Genomic DNA, 12,267 nt, shown 5'->3' with positions numbered 1-12,267 from the left:
TGGTGGTTTAAATGTCGGCGGCCGAAAACTCCAAGTCAAACTAATACAATACGACGACTCCAGCGACCCCTCAAAAGCAACAGCCCTAGTCGAACAACTAATACTCCAAGACAAAGTCCACATAATAATAGTACCTCCAGGTCCACCGGTAATCAGCATACCAGTTAGCCAGGCCGCCGAGCATCATAAAATCCCCTGTCTCGCCGATGGGTTTCTAGAGGCTTGGTGGGGTGCAGGGCCGTATAAATACTGTTGGACCGGTAACCTGCCTTGGTTTGCCACACCTATTCCAGAAGGTGATTTCAGAGCTGGTAAGCGTGGGTACAACGCTCTCTTTAATTTCCTAGACTTTACTGAACTATTCCGTGACAAGATTAACAAGAAAATCGCCCTTTTCGCGTTGGATGATGCGGATGGACGTACATTTTACGAGTTAGCTTCAAAAGTTGCTGAAGAGGCTGGGTATACTGTTGTTGGTGTTGAAAAAAGTCTTGGTTTATATGCTCCTGGAACTATGGACTTTACAGCAATAATCCGCGAATGGAAAGATGCTCAAGCCGAAGTTCTTTGGGGTATGTCTGTAGGTGCAGATTTCGCAACCATGTGGAGACAAGCCACAAGTTTAGGATGGAAGCCGAAAATGGCCATGGATGGAAGGGCTCTTAAAAACTATGATGATGTAGCGGCCATAGGCGGGGACCTTGCCATTGGATTGGCCGACCCATTTCAAGCTTGGCACCCAAGCCTACCATACAAAAGTTATTACGGTGGCAGAACATGCGCAAGTCTGGCTGAGGAATGGACAAATGAAACAGGAAAAGCTTGGACGGAGATGTTAACAACATATCACTGGGCTGAAGTGGCATGTAGAGTGGTAGAAATTGCAGGAAGTTTAGATCCAGAAAAGATAAATCAAGCATTTCCTCAAGTTGATTTTATGTCAATAGCTGGAAGAGTAAAAATCATTGCAGAGTTTCATAGTAGTCCATCTCTGTTTCATGTGGTTCAATGGGTGAAGACAAATAAGCCTTGGGTATGGGAAGCAGAAATTGTCTGGTGTGCAGATCCGTCTATAACTCCTACTCACGAAATAATCTTCCCGCTGCCCTAGCAAAAGTTAATAATTGAATTCACATATTAACAATCTTCATTTTTATTTCAAACATAAAAAAGATGGATAAAACAAACTATAGCTTCAAGGTGAAAATATGAATGGAAGTGATATAAGGAAAAGTTATGTGCCTACAAGTCTGCTTGGTTTTACAGACGCGTACGTTCCGACGGAAGTTCACATCAGGAATGGTAAAATAATAAGACTAAAGCCTATGTTCTTTGACGGATTTTCTTATACGATTAAGGCGCGTGGCAAGACTTTCACAAAACCTGGAAAGACCTTGCAAGCACCGTTTGAACTTGCCTTTAAGTTACGTGTATACTCACCGAATCGGGTTAGGTATCCGTTAAAACGAGTTGACTTTGACCCAAATGGTGAGCGAAACACTCAAAATAGAGGTAAAAGTGGGTATGTCAGAATAAGCTGGGACGAAGCGTTAGAGATCATAGCTAGTGAAATTAATAGGATAAAAGAAAAGTACGGTCCCCACGCGATAGCTGTTTTAGCTGACGGTCATGGACAATCAAGCTTCCAGACATTACATTTCTATGCGCATGAGCTTTTTGAGCATTTAGGTGGCTGCACACATATTATTCGAAATCCAGACAGTTGGGAAGGGTATTACTGGGGGGCAAAGCATGTATGGGGTGGTGAGGGACTTAAATGCGGATTGCACTTTCAAGATGTTATCTACGAGGACGTTTTGGAAAATACGGAACTTATGATACTCACGGGGGCTGATCCTGAAACTACCTCTTGGGGGTTTTGTGGGCAAAGCGGTTCAATAGTTATGTGGTGGATTAAAGAGGCCGGTATAAAATGTATAGCCATAGCTCCAGATGCCAATTATACGACCGTTAAGTGGGCTGACAAATGGATACCAATAAGACCCAACACCGACGCAGCTCTGTACTTAGCAATAGCCTACATGTGGATAGAAGAGGAAACATATGACAAGGAATATATCAAAACTCACGTTCATGGATTCGAAGAATTTCAAAAATACGTCCTCGGCCATGAAGACGGGATTTCAAAAACCCCAGAATGGGCATCAAAGATAACGGGAGTCCCCACTAGAACAATAAAAGCCTTAGCAAGAGAGTGGGCGTCTAAAAGAACATCAATAGGCATAGTATTCGGGGGACCAAAAATAAGGGGACCATACTCAACAGAGCCTGCAAGATTAGAGGCTATACTGTTGTCCATGCAAGGACTTGGGAAACCAGGGGTTCACATGGTGAGACTTCTTCCAACATGGACGTTTGGACGTGTCTTACCGGGTGTTCCCACGAATATAGAAATTTATTCGGGAGCGATAGAAGCTATAGCTGCAAAGGGTATGCCGATAAACCCGGGTAACCTTTGGGGGTTAATACCTTACAATCCACCTTTCATTCCCAAGACACTGTTGCCAGACGCTATTCTCAATCCACCAGTAAGCTGGTATGGTACTGGTGCTATTATGGCATTAATGGAAGACCAGTTTGTTAAGTATACATATCCCTTTGAGGGATACCCTGAAATCCATATGATATTCAATGAAAACGGCTGCTGGACCACATGCTGGAACGAAGGCTATAAAATGATCGAAGCCCTAAGAAGCCCAAAAATAGAATTCATAGTGGCAGTGCATCCATGGTTTGAAAATGACTGTAAATTCGCAGATATAATTCTCCCAGCATGCACAGTTTTTGAGACAGAAGATATGGCTGTTAAAGTTGATCCTCCAGAGTACACAATTGCATGGTGGGTTGATAAGTGTATCGAGCCCATTGGCGAGTCAAAGACCGACTATGAAATAATGCGTTTAATAGCACAAAAAATTGGGTTGAATTCCTACTTAGAGAAGTTTCCAGAGTTTGAAGAGTTCGCCAAAAAAATTTACGAGGAGTCTGTATGTCCCAAATATATGAGCTGGGAGGAATTCAAAAGGAAAAAAATATTTTTCCTCCCTGCACCACCGCCTGAAGAATGGGAAAAGATGAAGAAGAAACTCAATGTTAAGCCAGGCTTAGGTTCCTTCTACGAGGATCCTCTCAACAACCGACTGGAAACACCCACCGGAAAACTTGAGTTCTATTCTACAGGCCTTGCTGAAAACTTTCCAGAAGACACCGAAAGACCTCCAGTACCTCATTACATTCCTTATGGCGAAACTCATCAGGAAAGCCTGCTGCATGCAAGGGCTAAGAGATATCCGCTCCTAATGGTTAGCAACCATCCAAGATGGAGGGTTCACGCTCAAAATGACGATATAGTATGGCTTAGGGAGATACCTACATGCAAAATAAAAGGGCCAGACGGCTATCTATATGAACCAGTCTGGATCCATCCAAGCGACGCCGCAAAACGCGGAATAAAACATGGAGACATAGTCAAAGTCTACAATGAAAGAGGCACCGTTTTAGGTGCTGCCTACATAACAGAGCGTATAATGCCTGGAGTGGTTAGCATGGATCATGGGGCAGGGGTTGACTTACTGTCCGTAGAATACAAAATAGATAGAGGAGGTGCCATAAACCTTATAACTCCATCGAAGACAACTTCAAAAAATGTTCCTGGCATGGTGGTAAGCGCATTTCTAGTTCAAATCGAAAAAGCAAACATAGACTAAACATAAACAAGATACTAAAGATATTTAACAAAATTTTTACGACCTAACCGCTGGCCTGCGTCAGGAGGCTTTCGTGAAAGTTAAATTAGCTACTTAGTCTAGCAGTATAAATAGCCCAGCAGCAAATACGCTAAAGGAAAAGCTCCGAAAATCCTAGTAACGTAAACCTTATATAAAGATATATGCCACTAACTTCGGTTCAGTGGTAAATATGAATAGAAAAGGCGTTGCTTTCCGTTTGAAGGTGCTTTTGGTGGCGATCGTAATAATCGTCGCTGCTATCGTCGGCGTCTTAGTATATCTTTACACAACTCCCGGAGGAGTTGAGGAGGTCCGAATTGGAAATCTAGTTTCAATGACAGGATTCATGGCCGCATTCGGTCAACCAGCTGCCTTTGGTATTAAGAAATGTGTTGAGGATGTGAATAACCTTGGTGGTTTAAATGTCGGCGGCCGAAAACTCCAAGTCAAACTAATACAATACGACGACTCCAGCGACCCCTCAAAAGCAACAGCCCTAGTCGAACAACTAATACTCCAAGACAAAGTCCACATAATACTTACTAATCCAGGTCCACCAATAATTCATATTCCAGTTTCAGGCGCGGTGGACAAATTTAAGGTGCCTGCGCTTGTGGACGGGGTTATGGAGCCATGGTGGAATTCCGGACCCTATGAGTATGCATGGGCTATAGGCCCGGTACTTGTTACACCAGTTCCGGAAGGAGACTTTAGGGCTGGTAAGCCTGGGTATTCTGCCATTGGAAATTATTTGGACTTCACTAATTTGTTCCGTGAAGAAATCAATGGTAAAGTAGCGTTGTTTGCACCGGATGATGCTGATGGCAGACCTTGGTATGATCTTGCAACTGGAATCTTGCAAGGTGCCGGGTATACTGTTGTTGGTGTTGAAAAACGTCTTGGTCAATATGCTCCTGGAACTATGGACTTTACAGCAATAATCCGCGAATGGAAAGATGCTCAAGCCGAAGTTCTTTGGGGACTATCCATTGGAAGCGATTTTGCAACTATGTGGAGACAAGCCACAAGTTTAGGATGGAAGCCGAAAATGGTTCTGGATGGAAGGGCCCTCAAAAACTATGAGGACGTAGCAGCGATAGGTGATCCAAACCTTGCCGTCGGTTTGGTTGATCCATTTAACGTATGGAACCCATATATACCATACAAAAGTTACTACGGCGGGAGAACCAACATGCAGCTGGCTGAGGATTGGACAGAGGAAACTGGGAGATCTTGGTCAGATGCTTTAAGCGCGTATTCGTGGGCTGAAGTGGCATGTAGAGCAATAGAAATGGCTGGAAGTCTGGATCCTGAAAAAATACTGGATGCCTTATCTAACATTGACGTTGTTGCAATGGCGTTTGGAAGAGTAAAGTTCGTAAAAGATTTCCACTTTTGTCCTCAAGTGCTTTATGTAGGTCAATGGTTTGTAGATGAGCATGGAAAGCTGAAGATGGAGATTGTTTACTCGCCAAATCCGGATCTACAACCTACACGTGAACCATTATTCCCGCTTCCCTAAACCTTAAGACTTTAATCAAAAATCCCCCCTCACATCTTTTTGAATATGGACCTTGTAATCCATTCGGAAGGTTGGTTCCCGTTAAAATGATTTTATACTGTGTTCGGTCTACAACTATGTTCCTGAAGCGTCGCTGAGCTGCATTGGAAATGTTGAAAAGTTGAATAGAATGAGTTTTTATTGATAATTGACATTAGTCTAGGTTGGCGGATATGACTGGGAACGAGCAGATTGAGGATATCTTATTAAAAATGGCTATGCTTCATAGACTTAAAGTTTGTTTTTTAAACGTTTTGGCGAAAAGGCGAAGACTCGAAGCAGAACTTATGGAAATCAAAAAAATAAGCGAAAAAGTCTGTAGGGAGAGAGCTAAAGAACTGACAGGGCGAGAGGAATATTTAAACGTGAAGATACACTCTTTTAAAAACCAAGAAAGAAGGCTTTATCAAAAGCTCAAATGGATGGAAGAACAATTAAAAACTAGTTAGATCAAATTTAAACGTATCCAATCGAAAGGTCTTTATAGTATATAAGTGTTATTAAAAAATCTCAATTAAGGTGTTTAAATGATTGGGACTTTTGAGAACCTCGTATATGGACTATTTAAAGAAGCTTTTCTAGAATTGCGCGAGGGAGCTGTGATTTACTTAGTCCTAAATGGTGACATTTACAAAGTAGCTAGAAACCATGCTGGGGTTAATTTTCTGCAACCTTCAGAAAATGATAAACCCTTAGTTGTATTTAAAATAAATAAGGATGCTATCAATTCTCTGGCTTGCGAAAAAGAATTTAAAAACATTAGAAATATTATGCGGAATCTATATTTAAAGGGAGACATTCAAGTGAAGGTGGTTGCTCCCACTTCCGCATTAGTAGCATATAGAGCATCATTTATGCTGAGAAAGTTGGGTTTGACAATGGAAGGAGGTTGCACCTAAAAATGGTTTTTGACCCCTCTATGCTAGAAGAATCTGTCAAGGACACTCCTTTTGCTGCAATGTATCCGGATATTTTGGCAATGTTTCCAGAGTTTAAAAATAGGATGTCTGAGCAGTTAAAAAGGGAGGTTGTTGGAGAACTTAAAAGACTCATTGGTGATGAAAATGTGTCAGACAATCCAGCGGTGTGCGCAAGTTACGGTGCGGTGCCGTTTCTTGTTCCAGAGATAGTTATTCGACCAAAAGAGGTAGAACATGTTCAAGCCGCGCTTAGGATAGCTAATAAACACATTATACCAGTAACCCCTGTGGCTGGTGGGTGTCTTCTTTCAGCTTCTTCTACCTTTTGTATTCCACGTGGCATAGTCCTCGACATGTCTGGAATGAACAGGATAATAGAGATAAATACTGATGAAGGATACGTCGTTCTTGAACCAGGTGTCACGAATGGTCAGCTTTATAAAGCATTGCAACCGCTCAAGTATTGGCATTCAAAAGGCAGTTATAATCCTCAGCTGAGTGTTTTCGGTCCTGCAACTACACAAGTTCAGGGACATAGAGGAAGTGGAGGTTTTGACGATATTTTAGGTTTTGAAGTGGTGTTGCCGGACGGAACGTTAGTTAGAACAGGTGGAGCTGTCGCTGAACATGGAAGCTGGGCTCATCAATACTTCAACTTTCCAGATATACACGGCCTTTGGTTGAATGCTAATGGTATGTTAGGCGTTGTCACTAAATTCGCGTTGAGAATTTATCCGCAAGGGGAGGTAGCCAACTTTCACATAACTGGTTTTAATTCAACGGAGTCTGCCGTGAAATTCTGTAGGCAGGTGTGTCTTCGCGGTGCTGCCGAACATGTAGTTATCTGGCATTGGGTAGCGCTTTTACAGATGGAACGATGGGGAAAAATGCTGTACGGAAACGTCCTTGACGGAGAGTTGATTCCATACGATACATGGAGTCCTCGAAATTTCTACGATCCTCCTGAAGGAGTGCCACTTTGGCTTACAGTCACAACTTTTGAAGGATTCAAAGAAGTTGTTGAGGCGCAGATTAAAGTTTGTGATAGACTCGCTCGAGAGAACGGGGGAACTGTTTATAATCATGAGGATTTTAAGCGTGTTTTTCCATACTTTTATGAAATGTGTGTAGAGAGGCATGTGAAACATGAACCACCTCGCTCACCAGCAATGGCTCTCGGCCTCATGGCTCCATTTTTTACCGCTGCTTATATAGGTCTTGTTCCACCAAGAAATTTAGTGCAGATGGAGAAGCACCTTGTTGACCTTTTCGAAGGTAAAGAAGGGATGTCTCTGATCTCGGCTTATATTCAGCCCTTTGATCAGGGTAGGATGATGTTTCACAGATTTTATATCTCTAGGTTTGGCGGGACGTTCAATGAGCTTAGGGAGGATTTAAGGAAGTATGCGACATATTCAGCTGAATTGTTAAGGAAGTATGGTTTTTTTGGTCATAAACCACCAGCAACAAGAGAGGAAGCTAAAGCAATCCTACAACAGACGGGTGGCTACTACGAGGTGTTAAAAAGAATTAAGAAAGCGTTAGATCCAAACAATATTATGTCCCCACACATGTGGCCTGAATAGCAGGAGGTAGGCGAGTTGGTCAGTTTGAAAGAAATAAGGGATCACATAGGCGTTGATGTTATGGCTTGCATTAGATGTCGCAGCTGCATATGGTCAGATCTTCCAGAATTTCTTCCCGTATGTCCATCCTATGAGAGATATGGTTTTTATGCCTACTCTGGCTCCGGAAAAATATCACTAGCAAGAGCCATCGTTTTCGGATCTATAAGCTATGACAAGAATCTTGCGGAAGTGTTTTATAAATGCACAATGTGTGGAGCGTGCCAAGAAAATTGCGCAATATTCGGCAAAAAGTTTTTCGGCGAGGAATATATAGAAAAGGGCTGGACAACTATCACTGATGTGATTCAATTCGTCAGAGAGCAGCTTGTCGAGAGAGGCATAGTTTTTCCAGAACATAAGGCACTTCTCGAAAACACTGTTAAGTTTGGTAATCCTTTTGTTCCTAGAAAAGAACGGTTAAAATGGACAGAAGGTTTAGACTTCAAAATTAAGAATCTAACTAAAGAGATGTCTAAAGTGCTTTTTTATCCCGGGTGCATGTACTCTCTAGAACCTACCGTTAGAGAAACTACAAAAATATTTGTGAAACTTCTGAATAAGGCAAAAGTAGACTTTGGTTTCCTTGGGGAAAATGAAAATTGTTGTGGTGTATTACAATTACAATTAGGTGAAAAAGGTCTGTTCCAAAACCTAGCTGAAGAGAATTTAGAGATGTTGAATGGACTAGGAATAGAAACGTTGGTTACACCTTGTCCTCATTGCTACTATTCATTTAAAAAACTTTACCCCAAAATTGGAAACCTCAACTTTGAAGTGCAGCACTTCACACAGTTTCTTAATGCGCTCATTGAGGAAGGCCGACTTAAACCAGAAAAAGTGCTAAACGTCACAATCACCTATAGCGATCCTTGCAACCTCTCAAGGTTCACAAGAATAACCCAAGAGCCGCGTAAAATCCTTAAAAGCATTAAAGGTGCGGAGATAAAGGAATTACCCAGAAATCAAGGGCGAACATGGTGTTGCGGTGCAAATGGGGGTGTTATGGCGGCTTTTCCTGATCTTATGAAGTTTGCTGCGAAAGAAAGAATTAAAGAGGCTGAAAGTACCGGGAGCTTCATAATAGTTACAGCTTGCCCATGGTGCGAATATAGTCTCAAAACTGTAGCTGAGGATGAGAGTTTAATAAAAGTTGTCAACTGTGCTGAACTCTTGTGGCATGCAATCCTTTAATTTCCAAACATACGTTACTGGCGTGGAACCCAAAGAACCATTTTTGACTTCTCATTCGCTATTTTTATTAGCTCCTCAATCTTTCCATAATACATGCACCGAGCCATACAATGTTGGACGCATGCAGGTTTTTTCCCTTCTTTTGTTCTATGCGCACATAAATTGCAAAGATCTGTGGGAAATGGGAAATAATCAATAAAGATTTTGCCATTATATTCCTGTACTAATTCATATACTTTAATTCCCCATACGCCAACTGGTAGGTTATGTTCTTGTTTACATGCTACTTCACAAGAGTGGCAGCCAGAACACCATTGATAATCTATCAGGAGACCATAAAGAGACATAACTATCACCGGGTTAAACATTTGGTTATATGATCTCTGTATATAAAATTTGCTTGTGTTACTACTGTGGGTAACTTATAAATTTGTAACAAGTTGTGAAGTTTTAAACTAACAATAAGATTATTGTAATAGCGTAAATTGAATAGCCCAATTCACACATAAATCTAATATATCTAGAACATCAAAATAACTTCAAAGTGAAGTTTATGGATGGAGATAAAGTCGTAAAGACAACTTTGTGGTCTCCTGGACCTGGTTGTCACGGTGGTTGTGGTGCGCTTCTTCACGTAAAAGATGGAAAATTAGTGAAAGTGGAGGGTGACGAAGGGCATCCTTGGAATCAAGGACGCTTGTGCCCGCGTGCTCTGGCGCTGATACAATATGTTTATCATCCTAATCGTTTGCTGTATCCCATGAAAAGAGTTGGTGAAAGGGGTCAGGGCAGATGGAAAAGGATAACATGGGAGGAAGCTTTTCAAGAAATTGAAGAAAAGTTGAGAGAAGTAATAGCGAAATATGGCCCACAAAGCATATGCATAGGTCGTGGCACTGGTCGAAATATTTGGCCGGCGCATCTCTTGGCGTGGTCGCTTGGAACACCCAACGCCGGAGATTTTGGTTTAAGCGGTTTCTCATGTTATTACCCGCGCATAGGTGCAAGTTGGGTGACTATTGGTGATTTGCATGTTGTGGATGCAGCACAATGGTGGGATAAAAGATATGACGACCCAAACTATGTTGTACCTAAGTGTATAATCGTTTGGGGAAATAACCCTCCAGCCGTCTGTCCAGATGGCTTTTTCGGACATTGGATTGTAGATTTAGCGAAAAAAGGAGCGGAGCTGGTAGTAATAGACCCGCGTTGCACGTGGCTGGCAACTCGCGCCCGATACTGGTTGCAAGTAAGACCTGGCACAGATAGCGCATTAGCCTTAGGGTTACTCCACGTTATAATCCGTGAAAAATTGTATGACGAGCATTTTGTTAAAAAGTGGACGAATGCGCCCCACTTGATAAGGATGGATACCAAAGAGCCCCTAAGGGAATGGCATGTAATAAAAGGAGCGAGGGAAGACTTCGAAAAAGCTGGCTATTATGCGTGGGATAAAAAAAGCAGAGAGATAGTGAAATATGATCCAACCACAGTTTCCTATGAAAAATTTGATGTGGATTTAAGTTTAGAAGGCTCGTACAATGTTAGATTAATTGATGGGTCTGAAGTTGAATGTAAGCCGGTATGGCAACTTTATCTCGATCGCTTAGCTGAATATTCTCCAGAGAAGGTTGAACAAATAACATGGGTGCCGAAGGATAAGCTTGTAGAGGCCGCTGGATTCTATGCCAAAAGTCGACCAGCAGCTATTCAGTGGGGAGTTGCCATAGATCATGGAGGTGAAAGTTTCCGCGCTGCCCAATCTATAACACAACTTGCAGTTATTACTGGAAACATTGATGTCCCCGGAGGCAATGTAATTGCGAGGCCAACACATGGTCCAAGTTTTTTCATGCCTATATATCTTCCTCCATTTTTCCATGAAACAATGCCTCTCGATAAATTGGTTGAAAGGTGTATTGGAGCAGACAAATGGCCTCTGATACGCGACACTGCGGGCATTCTTGTTCCGGTTCCACAAATGGATGATGTGTATGAAGCTATAAAAACAGGAAAGCCTTGGCCTATTAAATTCCTTTGGCTTCAAACAAGCAACATCCTAGCCTGCATGGGTGCCGACCCAAGGGGTTGGTATGAGGCACTAAGAAAGAATGTTGATTTCATAGTTGTTGTTGACGCTTTTCTAACACCAACCGCTGCAGCTCTTGCCGACATGGTTTTGCCCGCCGCCAGCATCGCAGAGAGGATAGGAGGCTGGAACTGGTGGTGTCCACTATCATCCATAGAAAAAGCCATCGAACCTCTCGGCGAATGCAAATCAGATATGGAAATATGCTTAACATTAGCTAAAAATTTCAATCCTCTGCTTCAACGAATTAAGGACGAAGAAGATTTTTACGACAAACTTCTCAGACTCTCTGGGCTCACGTATGAAGAATTACGCAAAAAACATGTAATATTCCCACCCGAGGATAATCCATGGGGATCTAAACCATATAAAAGATATGAAAGGGGATTACTGAGAGGAAACGGCGAACCGGGTTTTGCAACGCCTTCAGGATTGGCCGAAATATATTCAACTCGTCTAAAAAAATGGGGCTATGATCCATTTCCATACTATCGGGAACCGCGTCCCCACAGCCCTATAGAAACTCCGGAACTTTATAGGGAGTATCCCCTAATTCTAGGATCTGGTCGAAGAATAATAGCGTACTTTCACTCCGAACATAGACAAATACCATGGCTTCGAGAAATACATCCAGATCCGATAGTTGAAATCCATCCAAAGACGGCTGAGAAGCTTGGCATAAAAGATGGTGACTGGGTTTGGATTGAAAACAATTATGGTAGATGTAAACGTAAAGCAAAATTAACGCCTGCAGTTCATCCTCAGATGGTCATGGCTGATCATGGCTGGTGGCTACCAGAGTTGCCGTCACATGAACCATCGTTGTTCGGGTTGTGGGAATTTTCATTAAATCAGCTAGTTCCAATGGGATATGTATGTGAAACTGGATGGGGTGGCGCACCATACAAGACAATGCTTTGTAAAGTCTACCGGGCGGAATAAATCCTCGATATGACAGTGAGATTAAACGACACAGGGTCCCCCCTTCCGGCTATTATACCCCTGTCTTCAGTTTTTGGTAAAAACTTTTAAATTTAGTTATAGTTATAAAATGGGTGGAATTTAAAAAAGGTAGGTAAATTAGTCGATGGAAAATTAGTTGAGAGTGCAAAAAGTGAGTGTCTTACTT

At 42.2% G+C, this 12,267-nt stretch carries 9 protein-coding genes; 8 read left to right on the top strand and 1 reads right to left on the bottom strand.

The annotated features are described in order from the left end of the window. The 7 genes from KEJ24_08070 to KEJ24_08040 all read left to right on the top strand — a co-directional run. A partial coding sequence (locus KEJ24_08070; protein ID MBS7647774.1) for an ABC transporter substrate-binding protein occupies positions 1–1,111 on the top strand: 1,111 nt, incomplete at its 5' end. A gap of 97 nt (positions 1,112–1,208) precedes the next feature. Further along, complete coding sequence (locus tag KEJ24_08065) at positions 1,209–3,728, top strand: molybdopterin-dependent oxidoreductase (GenBank protein ID MBS7647773.1); 2,520 nt, start codon at positions 1,209–1,211, stop codon at positions 3,726–3,728. Positions 3,729–3,981: 253 nt separating this feature from the next. Next, complete coding sequence (locus KEJ24_08060) at positions 3,982–5,271, top strand: ABC transporter substrate-binding protein (GenBank protein MBS7647772.1); 1,290 nt, start codon at positions 3,982–3,984, stop codon at positions 5,269–5,271. 212 nt (positions 5,272–5,483) lie between these two features. Beyond that, positions 5,484–5,759, top strand: coding sequence for a hypothetical protein (locus KEJ24_08055; GenBank protein ID MBS7647771.1), 276 nt, complete (start codon positions 5,484–5,486; stop codon positions 5,757–5,759). A 78-nt stretch (positions 5,760–5,837) separates the two neighbouring features. Continuing rightward, positions 5,838–6,209 (top strand): hypothetical protein, encoded by a 372-nt coding sequence (locus KEJ24_08050; protein ID MBS7647770.1) that lies wholly within the window; start codon positions 5,838–5,840, stop codon positions 6,207–6,209. A gap of 2 nt (positions 6,210–6,211) precedes the next feature. Then, on the top strand, positions 6,212–7,816 hold the full coding sequence (locus KEJ24_08045; GenBank protein MBS7647769.1) for an FAD-binding oxidoreductase: 1,605 nt from the start codon (positions 6,212–6,214) through the stop codon (positions 7,814–7,816). Positions 7,817–7,840: 24 nt separating this feature from the next. Next, the gene (locus KEJ24_08040) at positions 7,841–9,049 is read left to right on the top strand and encodes a (Fe-S)-binding protein (GenBank protein ID MBS7647768.1); all 1,209 of its coding nucleotides are present in this window, start codon (positions 7,841–7,843) and stop codon (positions 9,047–9,049) included. Positions 9,050–9,063: 14 nt separating this feature from the next. Here the strand turns inward: KEJ24_08040 and KEJ24_08035 are convergent, their stop codons facing one another. Further along, on the bottom strand, positions 9,064–9,396 hold the full coding sequence (locus tag KEJ24_08035; protein MBS7647767.1) for an oxidoreductase: 333 nt from the start codon (positions 9,394–9,396) through the stop codon (positions 9,064–9,066). Positions 9,397–9,593: 197 nt separating this feature from the next. Between KEJ24_08035 and KEJ24_08030 the strand changes: the two genes are divergently transcribed. After that, positions 9,594–12,080 carry a molybdopterin-dependent oxidoreductase gene (locus KEJ24_08030; GenBank protein ID MBS7647766.1) on the top strand — a complete coding sequence of 829 codons (2,487 nt, stop codon included), beginning with the start codon at positions 9,594–9,596 and terminating at the stop codon, positions 12,078–12,080. Positions 12,081–12,267 lie beyond the last annotated feature (187 nt).

It is taken from the genome of Candidatus Bathyarchaeota archaeon (assembly GCA_018396705.1).
In the GTDB taxonomy this organism is placed as follows: Archaea; Thermoproteota; Bathyarchaeia; order Bathyarchaeales; family Bathycorpusculaceae; genus DRVP01.
Note: the sequence above shows the minus strand (reverse complement) of the source record. Positions and strands in the feature narration are given on the sequence as shown.

Excerpts from the sequence above, each read along its gene's own strand:
- KEJ24_08065 (MBS7647773.1), top strand. The coding sequence starts at position 1,209 with ATGAATGGAAGTGATATAAGGAAAAGTTATGTGCCTACAAGTCTGCTT.
- KEJ24_08055 (MBS7647771.1), top strand. The coding sequence starts at position 5,484 with ATGACTGGGAACGAGCAGATTGAGGATATCTTATTAAAAATGGCTATG.
- KEJ24_08050 (MBS7647770.1), top strand. The coding sequence starts at position 5,838 with ATGATTGGGACTTTTGAGAACCTCGTATATGGACTATTTAAAGAAGCT.
- KEJ24_08045 (MBS7647769.1), top strand. The coding sequence starts at position 6,212 with ATGGTTTTTGACCCCTCTATGCTAGAAGAATCTGTCAAGGACACTCCT.
- KEJ24_08035 (MBS7647767.1), bottom strand. The coding sequence starts at position 9,396 with ATGTCTCTTTATGGTCTCCTGATAGATTATCAATGGTGTTCTGGCTGC.